Origin of the sequence: Pseudomonas sp. MWU349, assembly GCF_017947325.1 — a bacterium.
GTDB lineage: Bacteria > Pseudomonadota > Gammaproteobacteria > Pseudomonadales > Pseudomonadaceae > Aquipseudomonas > Aquipseudomonas protegens.
In genome coordinates, this window is record NZ_JAFEVP010000005.1 from 217,034 (window position 1) to 232,084 (window position 15,051).

The 15,051-nt window shown below is 62.4% G+C and carries 13 protein-coding genes; 4 read left to right on the forward strand and 9 right to left on the reverse strand.

The genetic code is table 11. The features are described 5' to 3' along the window. Nucleotides 1–42 precede the first annotated feature (42 nt). The 3 genes from KCG88_RS21115 to KCG88_RS21125 are packed head-to-tail and all read left to right on the forward strand — an operon-like array spanning nucleotide 43 to nucleotide 3,040. Nucleotides 43–1,218, forward strand: coding sequence for an FAD-dependent oxidoreductase (locus KCG88_RS21115; protein ID WP_210713027.1), 1,176 nt, complete (start codon nucleotides 43–45; stop codon nucleotides 1,216–1,218). Further along, complete coding sequence (locus KCG88_RS21120) at nucleotides 1,215–2,027, forward strand: aldo/keto reductase (protein WP_015633920.1); 813 nt, start codon at nucleotides 1,215–1,217, stop codon at nucleotides 2,025–2,027. Before KCG88_RS21115 ends, KCG88_RS21120 begins: the two co-directional genes overlap by 4 nt. 41 nt (nucleotides 2,028–2,068) lie before the next feature. Further along, nucleotides 2,069–3,040 (forward strand): hypothetical protein, encoded by a 972-nt coding sequence (locus KCG88_RS21125; RefSeq protein WP_047283666.1) that lies wholly within the window; start codon nucleotides 2,069–2,071, stop codon nucleotides 3,038–3,040. A 52-nt stretch (nucleotides 3,041–3,092) separates the two neighbouring features. On the opposite strand, the gene hldE is transcribed toward KCG88_RS21125, so the two are convergent. From hldE to msbA, 4 genes are all read right to left on the reverse strand, one after another. Continuing rightward, complete coding sequence (gene hldE, locus KCG88_RS21130) at nucleotides 3,093–4,526, reverse strand: bifunctional D-glycero-beta-D-manno-heptose-7-phosphate kinase/D-glycero-beta-D-manno-heptose 1-phosphate adenylyltransferase HldE (RefSeq protein ID WP_047283665.1); 1,434 nt, start codon at nucleotides 4,524–4,526, stop codon at nucleotides 3,093–3,095. A gap of 102 nt (nucleotides 4,527–4,628) precedes the next feature. Beyond that, the gene (gene cysC / locus KCG88_RS21135; protein ID WP_210713028.1) at nucleotides 4,629–5,240 is read right to left on the reverse strand and encodes an adenylyl-sulfate kinase; all 612 of its coding nucleotides are present in this window, start codon (nucleotides 5,238–5,240) and stop codon (nucleotides 4,629–4,631) included. Further along, entirely contained in the window at nucleotides 5,233–5,937 is a 705-nt protein-coding gene (locus KCG88_RS21140) for a sulfotransferase family 2 domain-containing protein (protein ID WP_210713029.1), read from the reverse strand. Before KCG88_RS21140 ends, cysC begins: the two co-directional genes overlap by 8 nt. Before the next feature lie 187 nt (nucleotides 5,938–6,124). Next, nucleotides 6,125–7,930 carry a lipid A export permease/ATP-binding protein MsbA gene (msbA, locus tag KCG88_RS21145; RefSeq protein WP_210713030.1) on the reverse strand — a complete coding sequence of 602 codons (1,806 nt, stop codon included), beginning with the start codon at nucleotides 7,928–7,930 and terminating at the stop codon, nucleotides 6,125–6,127. Between the two features lie 156 nt (nucleotides 7,931–8,086). Here msbA and KCG88_RS21150 point away from each other — a divergent pair, with 156 nt between their 5' ends. Continuing rightward, complete coding sequence (locus KCG88_RS21150; protein ID WP_210713031.1) at nucleotides 8,087–9,949, forward strand: O-antigen ligase family protein; 1,863 nt, start codon at nucleotides 8,087–8,089, stop codon at nucleotides 9,947–9,949. Nucleotides 9,950–10,028: 79 nt separating this feature from the next. On the opposite strand, the gene KCG88_RS21155 is transcribed toward KCG88_RS21150, so the two are convergent. Genes KCG88_RS21155 through KCG88_RS21175 form a run of 5 tightly spaced genes read right to left on the reverse strand, consistent with a single transcriptional unit; the run spans nucleotide 10,029 to nucleotide 15,046 of the window. Beyond that, the gene (locus KCG88_RS21155; RefSeq protein ID WP_011058898.1) at nucleotides 10,029–10,649 is read right to left on the reverse strand and encodes a CatB-related O-acetyltransferase; all 621 of its coding nucleotides are present in this window, start codon (nucleotides 10,647–10,649) and stop codon (nucleotides 10,029–10,031) included. A 14-nt stretch (nucleotides 10,650–10,663) separates the two neighbouring features. Then, a complete protein-coding gene (locus KCG88_RS21160) occupies nucleotides 10,664–11,548 on the reverse strand; it encodes a glycosyltransferase (RefSeq protein ID WP_015633916.1) in 885 nt (294 codons plus the stop codon). Further along, on the reverse strand, nucleotides 11,548–12,699 hold the full coding sequence (locus KCG88_RS21165) for a glycosyltransferase (RefSeq protein ID WP_210713032.1): 1,152 nt from the start codon (nucleotides 12,697–12,699) through the stop codon (nucleotides 11,548–11,550). The genes KCG88_RS21160 and KCG88_RS21165 overlap by 1 nt, the downstream gene beginning before the upstream one ends. 2 nt (nucleotides 12,700–12,701) lie before the next feature. Continuing rightward, entirely contained in the window at nucleotides 12,702–13,580 is an 879-nt protein-coding gene (locus tag KCG88_RS21170) for a DUF6625 family protein (protein ID WP_210713033.1), read from the reverse strand. A gap of 53 nt (nucleotides 13,581–13,633) precedes the next feature. Further along, the gene (locus KCG88_RS21175) at nucleotides 13,634–15,046 is read right to left on the reverse strand and encodes a PIG-L family deacetylase (protein ID WP_210713034.1); all 1,413 of its coding nucleotides are present in this window, start codon (nucleotides 15,044–15,046) and stop codon (nucleotides 13,634–13,636) included. Nucleotides 15,047–15,051: the final 5 nt, after the last annotated feature.

Sequence of the window (15,051 nt, forward strand, 5' to 3'; positions counted from 1 at the left end):
GCTTGAAACTTGCGGCTTCGTTTTATTTACCGAGGTCGCTGCATGCCATCCGCTATTTCCACCGATGTGCTGATTGTCGGCGCAGGCGTCGCCGGTCTCTGGCTCAACGCTCGCCTGCAACGCCTGGGCTTTTCCACCGTGCTGGTGGAAAGCGCCAGCCTCGGCGGCGGACAGAGCGTGAAATCCCAGGGGATCATCCACGGCGGCGCCAAATACGCCCTGCACGGCGCCCTCACTGGCGCCTCCGAGGCCATTGCCGACATGCCACGGCGCTGGCGCGAGGCCCTGGCGGGCAATGGCGAGCTGGACCTGGCCGGCGTGCGCCTGCTGTCCGAGGCCCACTACCTCTGGTCCCCCGGCACCCTGGCCGGCAACCTCACCAGCTTCTTCGCCAGCAAGGCGGTACGCGGGCGGGTCGATCAGGTCAAGGGAGAGCAACTGCCCCCGGCCCTGCAGGACAAGCGTTTCAAGGGCAAGGTCTACCGCCTCGCCGAACTGGTAGTGGATGTGCCGAGCCTGATCGAGCGCCTCGCGCACCTGGCGGGAGACAGCCTGCTGGCCGGGCAGAAGATCGAGCCCCTGCTGGAAAACGGCCAACTGCTGGGCCTGCGGGTCGACAGCCGGGAAATCCGCGCGCAACGCATTGTCCTCAGCGCCGGAGCCGGCAATGCCGAGCTGCTGCAAGCGGCCGGCCTGAGCCAGCCCGCCATGCAACGGCGACCATTGCACATGGTGCTGGTCAAGGGCCCGAGCCTGAAACCGCTGTACGCCCACTGCCTGGGCGGCGGGCCAAAACCACGGATCACCGTCACCACTCACCCGGCCGCCGACGGCCAGTGGGTCTGGTACCTGGGGGGCGATATCGCCGAAGCCGAGGGCGTGGCCCGGGAACCGGCAGCGCAGATTGCCGCGGCCCAGAAGGAACTGGGGCAACTGCTGCCCTGGATCGACCTGAGCCAGGCGCAATGGGCCACCCTGCGGGTCGACCGCGCCGAGCCGGCACAGTCGGGCCTGACCCGCCCGGACAACGCCTTCCTCGCCGAGCAGGATCGCCTGCTGGTGGGCTGGCCGACCAAGCTGGCCCTGGCACCGGACTTCGCCGACCGGGTCCTGGCGGCCCTGGAGCGCGACGGCATTCGCCCCACCGCCGCCCAGGTCCTGCCCGAACTGCCCAAGCCGCCCCTGGCGCAACCGGCCTGGGAGCAACTGCTGCCATGAGCCAGCCAACCCTGCACGATCTGCATCGCCCCTTGGGCAGCACCGGCCTGCTGGTGTCGCCCCTGGGTCTGGGCACGGTGAAACTGGGCCGCGACCAGGGCGTGAAATACCCCAACGGCTTCCAGATCCCCGACGACCAGGAGGCCCGCATGCTGCTCAAGCTGACCCGCGACCTGGGCATCAACCTGATCGACACCGCTCCGGCCTACGGCCGCAGCGAAGAGCGCCTGGGCCCGCTACTGCGCGGCCAGCGCCAGGAATGGGTGATTGTCAGCAAGGTCGGCGAAGAGTTCGCCGATGGCCTGTCGCGACACGATTTCAGCGCGGCCCATACCCGGATGTCCGTGGAGCGCAGCCTGCAACGCCTGGAAACAGACTTCATCGACCTGGTGCTGGTGCATTCCGACGGCAACGACCTGGCGATCCTCGAACAGTGCGAGGTCTACCAGGCCCTGGCGCAGCTCAAGCAGGAGGGCAAGATCCGTGGCTTCGGCTTCTCCGGCAAGACCGTAGACGGCGGCCTGAAGGCCCTGGAGCAGGGCGATTGCGCCATGGTTACCTACAATCTGAACGAACAGGCCGAGCGAGCAGTCATTGACTACGCTACCGCTCACCACAAGGGCATCCTGGTGAAAAAAGCGCTTGCCAGCGGCCACGTCTGCCTGAGCCCGGGCATCGATCCGGTGCGGGCCAGCTTCGAGCTGCTGTTTGACCGGCCCGGTGTCGCCAGTGCTATTGTCGGGACCATCAATCCCTTGCACCTGGCCCACAACGTGTCGACTGTGGCGCAGGTCCTTGGCAAGAACTGATGCCGCCGACGCGGCCGACCCCGACGCAAGAAGGAGCCGAGATGTCGCGACCGCTCATTAGAAAGAACCCCAGCAACTTCAAGACCCTGCCCCTGTTCGTCGAAGCGACTCCCGAAGGCTTGAGCTACCAGAGCGTCGGAATGCCGCTGAATTTCGCCCAGACCCTGCAGCGCCGACGCGCGGTGACGGTGGCCGACAATCAGCGCTTCGCCCTGGAGCTGGCCAACCTCGGGGTCTCGGTGCGCCTGACCCTGCACTGGCAGAACCGTGACTACTGGGTGCTGGTGCGCCAGCGCCGCCAGGATCGCGGCGATGTGGTACTCAAGCTGATTTCCGGCTATGTCCCGGCTCACGAGCTCAACCTGCCGCTGCATACCGCGATCCAGGAAATTGCCGAGGAATGCCTGCTGGAAACCCCTGAAGGCTGGCTCGGTGGGCGCTTCAACGACACCTGGCTGCCTGCACCCTACGCCGGCGCCCTGCACTATCGCGAGGCCCTGCCCTTTCGCCTGACCCCGCTGTCCGGGGCGGCGCTGCCGGTGCGCTGTGGCAACCTGCAGTTGCTGGAGCGTCCCCGGGCCTATGTGCACCTGCCCACCGCCTCACTGCAGTTGATCTACGACCTGCGCCTGGACGTGCCGAGGGAAGCCAAGTCCCTGAGCCTGTTCCACGTCGACGAGCGCCTGGAGGGCGACCAACTGGTGGCACGGCTGGACCGCAAGCGCCCGGACCTGTACCTGATGCCCCTGGACAACGGCGAGCCCTGCGCCGAGCTCTACACCCTGAAGAAAGACCAGTTGCATCCGGCAAGCACCCGCGGCCTGTACCTGGCGGAAAGCTTCGCCCAGCAGGAAGGCTGGGTGGTGAGTGACGAGCGGATTCGCTGGAAGGACTGGCTCAGGCAGCGAGGCCTGGAGCCACCGCAAAAGGCATCGAAGCTATCGCGGCTAACCGGCAGGGCCCGGCAGATACTGCGCAAGATCGTCCCCGGCAAGGCCCCGGGCCAGCGCTGAGGCAAAAAAAAGGCGCCTGCAACAGGCGCCTTTTTTGCGGACCGGGGGGCCGTTACTCGGCCTTGTCGGTCTTGCGGATCTTCTCGACGATGGCCGTGGTCGAGCTGTTTTCCACCAGCCCCAGCACCTTCACGGTGCCGCCATAGGCACCGACTATGTCGGCACCTACAACCTGGTCGATGGAATAGTCACCGCCTTTCACCAGCACGTCCGGCCGAACCTGGGACAAGAGGTTTTCCGGAGTGCCCTCGGGGAAACTGATCACCCAGTCCACCGCCCCCAGCCCCGCCAGCACCGCCATGCGCCGGTCGACACTGTTGATCGGACGGCCAGGGCCCTTGAGGCGACTGACCGAAGCGTCATCGTTGATCGCCACGATCAACCGGTCGCCCTGGGCTCGCGCCTGTTCCAGGTAGGTCACATGCCCGGCATGCAGGATGTCAAAGCAGCCGTTGGTAAAGACGATCTTCTCGTTGTGGGCTCGGGCATCATCGATGGCCAGCAGCAACTGGTCGAGGCTCAGCACCCCGCGCTCGGAGCCTTCCTCGCGCTGGATCGCCCGGCGCAGTTCGGGAGCACTGATGGCGGCGGTACCCAGCTTGCCAACCACGATGCCGGCCGCCAGATTGGCCAGGCCCACTGCGTGGGGCAGCTCTTCGCCGGCGGCAATGGCGGCCGCCAGGGTGGAGATCACCGTATCCCCGGCACCGGTGACGTCGAACACCTCCCGGGCCCGGGCTGGCAAGTGCATGGCCGGATGGTCGGGGCGCAACAGGGTCATGCCATGTTCGCCACGGGTCACCAGCAGCGCCCCCAGTTCCAAGTCATGCATCAACTGCGCGCCCTTGCTCACCAGCTCGTGTTCGTCGGCGCAGCCGCCGACGATGGTTTCGAACTCGCTGAGATTCGGCGTGATCAGGCTGGCACCGCGGTAGATGGAGAAATCCTTGCCCTTGGGGTCGGCCAGCACCGGAATGCCCCGGGCCCGCGCAGCGGCGATCAGCACTTGGTGATTGCGCAACGCGCCCTTGCCATAGTCGGACAGCACCAGCACCTTGATCCCGTCGAGCAGGGCATCGACCTCGGCCGCCAGGGCCTGGGCGTCGGTGGCGAAGGGCTCTTCGAAATCGATACGCAACAACTGCTGGTGACGGCTCATGACCCGCAGCTTGACGATGGTCGGCTGGTGCTTGATGCGCTGGAACAGCGCACGCACGCCCGCGCCCTGCAGGCTGTTGGCCAGGCTGTCGGCGGCTTCATCGTCGCCGGTCACGCCCACCAGGGAGGCCGGCGCGCCGAGGGCAGCGATGTTCAAGGCAACGTTGGCGGCACCGCCGGGGCGATCCTCGATTTGCTCGACCTTGACCACCGGCACTGGCGCCTCAGGGGAAATCCGTGAGGTACCACCATGCCAGTAACGGTCGAGCATGACATCGCCGACCACCAAGACGGGGGCTTGATCGAATCGCGGCATGGACAACTTCATGGAGCATCCCACATACAAAATGAACAGGGGCGCGATATTAACACAGGGTTGGCGCCGCCTAGTTCTATGCCTTGAATGGGGCCGACGAAGAATGCTTGCCGCTTATTTACCGGGCAGGAGTTGCAGCAGGCGGCGGATCGCCTCCGGCAGTGCCACGGTCGCCGTATCGATCTCGCAATCGGGCTGCAACGGTGCTTCATAGGGGCTGTCGAGCCCGGTGAAATCCTTGATCCGCCCCTCCAGCGCTGCCTGATACAACCCTTTGGGGTCCCGCTGGGCACAAGTATCAAAAGGTGTACTGACGTACACCTCGATGAATTCTCCCGGGCCGAATAGCGCCCGGGCGGCATCGCGCTCGGCGCGAAACGGCGAGATCGCCGACACTATGACCAGCAGGCCGGCGTCCACCATCAGCCGTGCCACCTCGGCCATGCGGCGGATATTTTCCTTGCGCGCCTCGGCCCCCATTCCCAGGTCACTGCACAGGCCACTGCGAACGTTGTCGCCGTCAAGGACGAAGGTGTGCATACCCAACTCGTTGAGCCGCAGCTCCAACAGATTGGCCAGGGTCGACTTGCCGGCCCCCGACAATCCGGTCAGCCAAAGACAGCAGGGTCGCTGCTGCTTGAGGGCGGCCCGGGCCTCGGTGGACAACGACAGGCTGTAAGGACGGATTTGCGGGCGCTCCAGCGGTACACGGGCAAGCTTATTCATAACCGAGCATCTCGTAGTCGCGTTGATAGACCCGGCGCACCAGGCGCCGGGTGCGTACCGAACAGATATCCCTGACGGGGGTGCTATGGCGTTGCTGGGTGCTGTTGACATGGGACAGTCGGGTCTGGACCTGCAACTGCTCGCACAGCAGTTGGAAATCGCGCTGCAGGTGCTCCTGATAGCCGACGAAATCCAGGGCCAGGCGGCCCAGGGAGTCGGTGAGGAAATCGCTCTGGGGAGCAAAGTGCATCTGCTTGTGGATGGTTTCCGGGTGCAGCCAGCGGCCGATAAAGTCATCGAAGTCGCGGTAATGCCCTACCAGCGCCTGGGCGGCCTGGTCCCGGCGGCCCAGGCGATTGCCCCGCAGGAAAGCGTAGGCCGAGTAAGCGCGCTCCAGGGGATCGCGCACGAAGGCAAACTTGAAGTTGCTGGAAAAGGCCTGCGGAAACTGCTGCTCGTACCAGTACAACGGCAGGTGCCCGGGCATCCAACCGTCGAACAATGCCGAACAGATGCTGCTGCCCGCGCACTTGGGAACATGAATGAACAGGCAGGAGTGTCGGGAGAAGGCATCAGGAAAGCGCACATTGGCCGACATGGACTTGTTCACCACTTGGCGATCCACCACCGACAGGCGCCCAAGCAGGAAATTGCGCTGGGTCTTGGGTAATAACTTCCACACAAAGCGTTGCAACATTCTGCTACCCACGCGAGAGGGATGGCCCCCTCGATCTGTTCAAAGATTCAGGCGGGAACCATAACAAGCGGGAAACACAGAATTATTTAGGCTTGGTCAAGACTGTAAGGAAGCGGCTACAAATGATGCCAAGGTGCCTTGCACACCAAGGCCCCGGGGAGCGAGCCGGCTCGCTCCCCGGAACAGGTCAGGCGATTCCGCTGGGCGCGGGCTCTTCCAGGCCCATGGCATGCAGCCGCGAGTAGTAGCCGTTCTGTGCCAGCAACTGGGCATGGCTGCCACGCTCGACAATCCGCCCCTGGTCCATGACCAGAATCAGGTCGGCTTTCTCGATGGTCGACAGGCGGTGGGCAATCACCAGGGTGGTACGGCCCTTCATGACCTTGTCCAGGGCGGCCTGGATGTGCCGCTCGGATTCGGTGTCCAGGGCCGAAGTGGCCTCGTCGAGAATCAGTAGCGGTGCGTTCTTCAGCAAGGCCCGGGCAATCGCCAGGCGCTGGCGCTGGCCACCTGAAAGCAGTACGCCGTTCTCCCCTACCTGGGTATCCAGGCCTTCGGGCAACTGGGCAATGAAGTCCATGGCATAGGCATCGGCGGCGGCCTTCTCGATGTCCTCACGCGGCGCACCGGCCAGGTCACCGTAGGCGATGTTGTTGGCCACAGTGTCACTGAACAGGGTCACGTGCTGGGTTACCTGAGCGATATGCCGACGCAGGTTCAGCAGGCGGAAGTCTTCGACCTCGGTGCCATCCAGAAGAATCTGGCCCTTGTCGTGGTGGTAGAACCGCGGAATCAGGTTGGCCAGGGTCGACTTGCCACTGCCGGAACGCCCCACCAGCGCCACCATTTTCCCGGGCTCGATACTGAAGCTGATGTCATCGAGCACCTGCCGTTCGGTTCCCGGGTAGGTGAAACTCAGGTTGCGCACCTCCAGGTGCCCGCTGATGCTGGCGCGCTCGACGGTGCCGCGATCGATCTCAGGCTCGACGTCCAACTGCTCGAAGATGCTCTCCGCACCCGCCACGCCTTTCTGGATCGTTGAGCTGACTTCGGACAGCTGGCGGATCGGCTTGGGCAGCAGACCGGCCATGGTGATATAGGCCACCATTTCACCGGCGGAAGCATCACCGCGCAGATACAGCACCAGGAACATCAGCACCGCCATGGCGCTGTAGATCACCAGTTGCAACAGTGGGGTGTAGATCGCGCCGGTGCGGGTCATGCGCAGTTGCTTGTCGGTGTTGCCCTGGCTGGCCGCAAGAAAACGCTGCTGCTCATAGGTCTCACCGCCAAAGCTGCGAACCACGCGATAGCCCTGGATGGTTTCCGAGGCAACGTGTGTCACATCACCCATGGCCACCTGGATCTTCTTGCTCTGCTTGCGGAATTTCTTGCTGGCGGTGCGAACCATGACCGCGATCAGCGGCAGGATGGCGATCATCACCAGGGTCAGGCGCCAGTTCATCCACAACAGCGAGCCGAACAGGAAGATCACGGTCATGCCTTCGCGGATCACCACCTTGATCGCGTCCGTCGCCGCCCCCGTGACCATGGTCACGTTGAAGGTGATACGCGAGATCAGGTGCCCGGAGTTGTGCTTGTCGAAATAACGGTTGGGCAGGGTCAACAGGTTGTTGAACAGTTGCACCCGCAAATCGTGCACCAGCCCCAGGGATACCTTGGCCAGGAAGTAGTTGCCCAGGTAGGAGCCCAGGCCTTGCCAGGCAGCGATCAGCACGATCAGCAGCGGCACCGCTTGGAGCAACTGCATGTCGCGCAGATAAGGCACACCGGGAAACAGAACCGCCTGAGGGTTGGACAGGCCATCGACGAAATACTTGAGGATGTAGCCGAGCATGGGCTGAGTCGAAGCGAAGATCAGGAACCCGACGATGCTGATGAGAAACAGACCAATATAGGGCCGCACATAGCCGAGCAGACGGAAGTAGATTTTCAAGCTCGAGGGGCTTGCGTCAGGACTGGAGTCGGTCATATCACGCGAATGTCGTCAAAAAGGAGGCTGACTTTAGCACAGCTTGTTCGCGGTACTGGCACTCCCATAGGCCCGAGATTGTTCAGCTGACCAACGACACCGCCAGCCATAAGTCGTTATGATTGCCAGCTTAACTTCCGGGATGAACGTTCAAGCATGCAACCCAATGCCCTTCACAACACGGCCAATCGAGTATTCGATTTCATTTGCCTGTGGATTCTGCCGATCGGTTATCTACTGCTTCTCTGTGCGATGTTCTTCCTTCCAGGACGCAGCGGATTGCACAAGCTGTACTACGGACTGTTCAGCATCCCGACGCTGATTGCCCTGTGTACTCGCCCCAGTGAACTGAAAAGCCTTCTACGCGAACCTATCTTCATCGCCATGCTGCTGTTCTGCACCTGGGCCATCGTCAGCCTGGCCTGGAGCCCTCCGGTGGACAGCGTGCTGGGGGAAATCAAGACACCTCTGCACACCCTGATGCTGTTCGCCGGCTGCATGCTACTGGTTCGCTACCGCGGCGAGGTGCTACAGCCGCTGGTCTTCTGCGCTGCGATCGTTGCTCTCATCGCCTCGATCTTCAACCTGTACGTCTTCGTTCGATACCACACTCCCGAACTGCGCATGATCGGTGCGGGCGCCTTCGACAACCCATTGCTGAGCTCCCATGTCTTTGGGTTCTTCTGTGTCTACTGGCTGTGCCTGAGCATGAACTGCCGGCGTTACCAGATACTCTGGCTGAGCGTTCCAGCGCTGGTCGTCATGATCGCCGCGCTGATCGCCACGGGCTCTAGAACGCCGCTGGTGGCATTGACCCTGGCGGCACTGTGGCTGAGCTTCATTAGTTGGAACCGTCGTTCGCTGATGCTGCTGGGCGGCATGCTGGCAGGGGGTATCGCCGTCGTTGCGCTGTTCTCGCAGATGCTTCTGGAACGGGGCAGCTCTTCGCGTTTCGATCTCTGGCGCCTGGCCCTGGAACAGATTGCCAACCACCCATGGATCGGCCACGGCTATAACGCCAGTCTGTCCCTGGACCCCGGCATCGGTTTCCTCCTGCAAGAGCCCCATAACTTCGCCTTGGGCGTGCTCTACTATGTGGGCATCATCGGCCTGCTGCCGTGGCTGTTCATGCAGGCCTGGGCCCTGTTCAAAAGCTGGCAACTACGGGCCGACCCCCTATTGATCCTGGCCTCGACCTGGCTGATGTTCGGCATTGGCGCAGGCCTGACCGAAGGCGGCGGGATTCTCTCTCGCCCCAAAGAGCACTGGTTCCTGCTGTGGATTCCCCTGGCTCTGATCGCTGCCCTGTGTATCAGCCAACGTGCGCGACGCTCATCCAGCCACCCGGTCGAGTCGCTCGCCCAGGCTGACGCCGATAAGCTGATGGCCAATGCCCGGGTTATTGAAGCCGACGGCCTGGGCCCCAAGGTCCTGCGTCTTGACGACGGCAGCTTCCTCAAGCTGTTTCGCCCTCGCCGCTGGTACACCTCAGGAGGGTTCAACCCCTACTCCGCGCGGTTTGCCACCAATAGCGAGCAACTGCGCGAGCTGGGCATCACCACGCCGAAAATCCTCGGACTGTATCGTCTTGCCGACGGCAGCAACGCCGTCCGCTACCAACCGCTGCCCGGCCAGACTCTGCGCCAGAGTCTGCAATTGGCAAGCTCTGGCGACGAGCGTGCCAAGTTGATCAAGCGCTTTGGCGCCTTCATGGCCAACCTGCATGAGCAAGGGGTGTATTTCCGCTCGCTGCACCTGGCCAATGTGCTGGTACTGGAAAATGGCGAGTTCGGGCTGATCGATCTTGCAGACCTGCGGGTCTATCCCTCCTCACTGAGAAAATCGCTGCGCCAGCGCAATGTGCGCCATATGCAGCGCTATGCCGAGGATTGTGGCTGGCTGTTCCTGGAGCACCTGGACGCACTGCAGGCCGGTTACGCCCAGTGCACCTCGATGCCCCTGGCCACCGGACTGTTGAAGCAGCTACCGGCGAATGACCTGCACCAAGTGGCTCGCTGATCCCTGCGCACGTACCTGTTCCATGGCCGCTACACAAGGCTGCCTGGAACAGGTTCGGAAGGGATTAAACAGCGAGCGGTCAGGCTGAACGCTGCCGGGCGTAGGCCAGGAAGCCGTCAATATCATCGCTGCAGAGCTTGTCGGCCAACCCGTGCAACTCAGCCTCCGGCCAGTCCCACCAGGCACTCTGCAAGAGTTGCTGGCGCTGCTCCTCGGGAAAGCGCCAGCGCAGGAAACGCGCCGGGTTGCCACCGACCACCGCATAAGGCTCGACGTCCTTGGTGACCAGCGCTCCCGCCGCGACAATCGCACCATGGCCAATGGTCACACCGGATAACAGCGTGCTGTTGGAACACAGCCACACATCACTACCCACCCGGACATCGCCATTGGTTCCGGCGTAGCCACTGATGTGCGCGGCCTGAGGCAGCATGGCTGGGAAGGGATAAGTGGTGACCCAGTCCGCTCGGTGGTGGCCACCGAGGAATATCTGCACCCCTTCGGCAATCGAGCAGTACGCCCCGATGCTCAGGGTCGAGCCTTCCTGCCAGTCATGCACCTCGGGCAAGCCATAGCTGCCACGCCCGATGCTGTAACCTGGATATCTCTGCTGAAAACGCACCACGCCGCGCTCGATTTTCGGCAGCTTGCGGATCGCACGCTTGGCGCGCTTCTCCAGAAAACGTTGAATCCAGCCCATGCTCCGGCGTCTCTTCAGTCTTTTTCCAGTGGAGAAAAATAAAGGCGGCCCAAACCACGCCAGGTTTTCTTGTTCCAGGCCTTGAACGGGATCTGTGCCAGCAACTCGCGCGCCAGCTTGCGATCCCGATTGGAAACCTTGAGGAACATCGAACTGAGGAACTTGTAGCGCACCTCGTCATACAGCGGGTGATCGCTGAACAGGGCGTAGGAACGCAGGATGTTGTCGATCATGAACCGGTGGTTCTTGTAGGAGTTGGTGGCGTGCTTGCGATACCGCGCCATCAACACGTTCAAGCCATCGATGAAATAGCCGGCCCGGGTGATCTTCAACTCGATCAGCAGGTCTTCAAGGCGGATATTCGGATCGAAACCGCCGACCTTTTCTAGGGCCTCACGACGAATCATCAAGGTCGGAGCCGGTGGATAGGGCTTGCGCTCAAGGAACATGTCGTCGAAGTCCAGGCGTCGGAACGGCACGTCACGGCGCTGGCGCTTCTCGGGAAACAGGTTGCCGTCGCTGTCGATCAGCTCGATATTGCCCGCGCAGATCCCCACCTCAGGCTTGCCATCCATGTAGGCCACCTGAGTCGCAATGCGCTCGGGCAGCATGATGTCGTCGGAGCCGAAAGGCACGATCAGGCTGCCCCTGGACCGTGCAATGGCACCATTGAGGGTGTTGGTCAGGCCCTGATTCTGCTGGACTCGGAAGTCGAAGCCATGCTGCTCCTGCAGGCGCCGGATACGCTCGACACTGTCATCGCTGGAACCGTCATCCACCACCAGCAGCTCGATGTTCGGATAGGTCTGGTTGAGCACACTGAGAATGCTTTGCTCAATGTAGGGCGCGTGGTTGTAGGAGGCGATAATCACCGTCACCACAGGTTGCTGGTCTGCCATTACTGCCTCTTGCCCGCTTGACTCAAGCCGGAGTCGATCAATTGCCGGTACTCCTCGCGGAACACCTCGATATCGTGTTCTTTCTGCAGATAGGCATAGGACTGCTGGCCCTTGGCGGCCAGTTCCTCGTCGGACAGCCCGAGATAGGCATCCAGCGCGGCGACCAGCGCCGGCACATTGGCCGGCTCCACGGCCAGGCCGCCAGCCCCCTCGATCAGGGGCAGCATGGCCGGCACGTTCGAGGCGATCACCGGCAACTGCCCGCTCATGCCTTCGAGCAAGGCCAGGCCCAGCCCCTCGGCCAACGACGGCATGGTCCAGATATCGAAGGCCCGCACGTATTGCAGGGCGTTCTCCTTGAAACCCAGCAGGTGAGCCCGACCCTGCAGCCCCAGGCGCTCGATTTCAGCGCGCAGATTGGCTTCCTCACGACCGGCACCAATGATTGCCAACTGAGTTTGCGGGTACTTGCCCTTGAGTTGAGCAAAGGCCTGCAGCAGATAGGTATGCCCCTTGACCGGCACCAGCCGGCCCAAGGCACCAATCAGCCGCACATCGGGGGCCAGCCCCAGCAACTCCCGGGAGCGCTCGCGGGAATGCTGCAAGGCCTCTGCCTGCTCGATATCGATGGCGTTGGTGATCGCCCAGGTGTTCTGGTCGGTGAAACCGCATTGGCAATCGAGCAGGTACTGCTTGACGGCCGGGGACACCCCCACAAAGCGCCAATGCCGATCGATCAGACGCTGGGTCTGGCGTCGCCGGTAAAGCCGGTCGTACTCACCGAAACCGTGGGAAATTCCGATGCACAACGGCACCTTCAACCAGCGGTTGAGGGTCAGCATCATGTTCACCGGCTTGAAGCGGTTGCAGATCACCACATCGAACTGTTCCTTGCGGCAGAACTGATACAGCCGCCACATGGCCCGCAGGCGCATGCCCTTGAGGGACTTGTCGGAAAACTCGAAATACACCGAATGCGCGGCGCGGCTTACCGGATCGTTCGGCCCGGGGCGCCCCCGCAGGAACGCTGCGGTGACTTCGTAACGCTCAGCCGGCAAGGCCTTGACGATCTGCTCGGCGAGGTCGGCGAAGTCGTGGGACTTGACGTTGTAGTCCGGCTGCAACTGCAGGACCTTGAAGCGCTGACTCATAACTATCCCCGGTGAAAACCTGTGGCATCGATGATCCAGGACGGCTCGCTGGCCAGCGCTTGGAGCGACTGCTCATTCTGCTCCGGCAACTGCGACCACTCATTGCGCTTCCAGCACACAAAGTGGAAATACGGAAAACTGCGGTCGCCGTCGCGGTCATTGGTCAGATGCCCATCCTTCCAGTACCAGCGCGCCGGAAAATCACGGCTGCCGTCATGCCACTTGATGACTCCACCCGGCGTGCTGAAGGCCTCGGTGAACTCACTGCGGCGGCGCCATGGATTGAACTTGCCCACCAGCTTGAACAGCGGCTCCGGAAAATTCTTGCGCCAGAGGAAAATCCGACTGAAGGCTCCTTCATCCAGTGCATGGTGCTCCAGGTCGGTAAAGCGTGTCTGCCAATCCTTGATCTGCCTGAACAACTCACGCTTACGCGCAGTATTGCGTATCAGGCACAAGTGCCCGGCGACGCGCCGTTCATGGGTGGAGAACAGGTCATACCCCGCCAGGCGATCCGCAGTGAAATAAGCCCGCAGATCACCGTAGACCAGGTCGATATCGCCGAAGGCCCAGAAGTCGTAGCCCTCCAGACGATCAATATGGATGTACCCCATTGCCGGCCTGATATCACAGAGCTTGTAGGCCGCATTGGGCGCAAAGTCGATCTCCAGGCGCCGGGATACCAACGCGCAGTACTCAGCAAAGCTCATGCTTTCCAGCTTGACGTTCGGCGGCAGATTGTCCGGGGTCCCGCAGTCGCTGAAAAAGAGCCAGTCGATATCCGGATTCCGGCGGCAGCTTTCGAGAAAAAACGGCATCCAGAATGGCCAACGCCCGAAGTAGGGCATGAGAAACAAGATTCGCGGGCGAGGATTGATCACAAAGGACTCACTGTCGGATTGGGGCAACAAAACGCACCCATGGTTATGTCGGTTTATCGCTGTCGCAACAGCCAGAACAGCTCATGGCGTCTGACCGCCTTGCGAAAGAACTCATTCTCCCCCAGCGCCGAAGGCACCCTACTGGCCATAAGCCACTGTATCGACCTGCGCAGGCGTCGCTTGAACGGCATTTTCGGTTGCAGGTCATGCATCATGCCCAAGGCCATGGCCTTGTCATACTGCTCGCCCTGGGACAGTGACAAGCACCAGGGGCGCAACACCGCCGTCGGCTCGAACACCGGCGGCAATGCAACGCCTGCGCCCGAGTCACCCATGGGCCAGCGGTCGTTGTCATGCAGGTGATTGGCATAGCCGAGGATAGTGGTCGGCTGCCAGGCCAGCCCTTCCAGGGCTTGCATGACCGCCTCGCGAGCACAGATGTGGTCGGGATGAGGGTCCAGCGTCGGGTGCGGCAACACTATCACTTCAGGGCGCGCCTTGAGCAGCAGCTCGCGCAGGTCGGCCAGGAGATTGTTCCAGGTCGGCAACCCGTCCCGGTCGGCGGGCAACGGGAATGGATTGAACTGGCGGAACAAGCGGATATCGCTCAGTTGGGCCTCGCGAGAGGCCACCGGCTGTTCAGGGGAGGCCTGCATGACAGGCAGCTGCAGGCAGAAATAGCCCAGCTGCACGCAATGGGATTCAGGCACCCCGGCCCAACGCGGCACAGTAATACTGTCCCAGGCCCGCAAGCGCCCTTTGATCCGCGCCGCCTCTGCCGGGTTCATGCCCATGGCCTGGTAATGCTCGGCCTCGATTTCGCCCGCGGTCAGGGTCACGATCCAGGCCTCGTCGGCCTGGCTGTACAGACCGAAGGCGGCCAACTCGGCATCGTCGGCATGGGGAGCGATCACCATCACCCGCTGGCGCCGGTAGTCGGGATCCCGCCAGAACATCAGTTGCGGCTGGATGCGGAGCCGACAGAAGCGCCCGCGCAACCTCAGCTCGCCACTGACCAGGGAACTGGCCAGGCCGCTGAGGTTGAGGTAGCGCAGGCCGTTGACCCCGCGCTCGAACACCTGACGATCGGCAAGCGGACCGCCCGACACCTCAACAGCCGGGTCGAGAAAACGTCCCAGCCACGAACTCTTGACCTGCACGCCCAGAACCAGGGTTTCATCCCCGGCCAGCGCCAGTGGCGCCTCCAGCAACAGGCGCCCCGCTTCAAGGCGCACAGCGGCCTGCTGGGCGTCGCTGCCGAAGTCGTAGCAGTAATCATCCTTGGGCGAATAGAACAGATGATCGGCAAACCAGGCTTCATGGGCCAGCCAGGCCAAGACCGCCAGCAAGACCGGCGCCCACCAGGCCACCAGGATGCCGATCACCCATAGCAGCACCAGCCCGATCAACAGAGCGATTCGTTTATTGCGCCGGTGACGCTTGAGCAGTTGTTGTTTGCGACTCATGGGCT

What these genes read in the sequence shown, in the direction of transcription:
- KCG88_RS21140 (WP_210713029.1), bottom strand. Translation starts at nt 5,937, where the DNA reads ATGTTGCAACGCTTTGTGTGGAAGTTATTACCCAAGACCCAGCGCAAT.
- KCG88_RS21155 (WP_011058898.1), bottom strand. Translation starts at nt 10,649, where the DNA reads ATGGGCTGGATTCAACGTTTTCTGGAGAAGCGCGCCAAGCGTGCGATC.
- hldE (WP_047283665.1), bottom strand. Translation starts at nt 4,526, where the DNA reads ATGAAGTTGTCCATGCCGCGATTCGATCAAGCCCCCGTCTTGGTGGTC.
- KCG88_RS21165 (WP_210713032.1), bottom strand. Translation starts at nt 12,699, where the DNA reads ATGAGTCAGCGCTTCAAGGTCCTGCAGTTGCAGCCGGACTACAACGTC.
- cysC (WP_210713028.1), bottom strand. Translation starts at nt 5,240, where the DNA reads ATGAATAAGCTTGCCCGTGTACCGCTGGAGCGCCCGCAAATCCGTCCT.
- KCG88_RS21115 (WP_210713027.1), top strand. Translation starts at nt 43, where the DNA reads ATGCCATCCGCTATTTCCACCGATGTGCTGATTGTCGGCGCAGGCGTC.
- msbA (WP_210713030.1), bottom strand. Translation starts at nt 7,930, where the DNA reads ATGACCGACTCCAGTCCTGACGCAAGCCCCTCGAGCTTGAAAATCTAC.
- KCG88_RS21160 (WP_015633916.1), bottom strand. Translation starts at nt 11,548, where the DNA reads ATGGCAGACCAGCAACCTGTGGTGACGGTGATTATCGCCTCCTACAAC.
- KCG88_RS21120 (WP_015633920.1), top strand. Translation starts at nt 1,215, where the DNA reads ATGAGCCAGCCAACCCTGCACGATCTGCATCGCCCCTTGGGCAGCACC.
- KCG88_RS21150 (WP_210713031.1), top strand. Translation starts at nt 8,087, where the DNA reads ATGCAACCCAATGCCCTTCACAACACGGCCAATCGAGTATTCGATTTC.
- KCG88_RS21125 (WP_047283666.1), top strand. Translation starts at nt 2,069, where the DNA reads ATGTCGCGACCGCTCATTAGAAAGAACCCCAGCAACTTCAAGACCCTG.
- KCG88_RS21175 (WP_210713034.1), bottom strand. Translation starts at nt 15,046, where the DNA reads ATGAGTCGCAAACAACAACTGCTCAAGCGTCACCGGCGCAATAAACGA.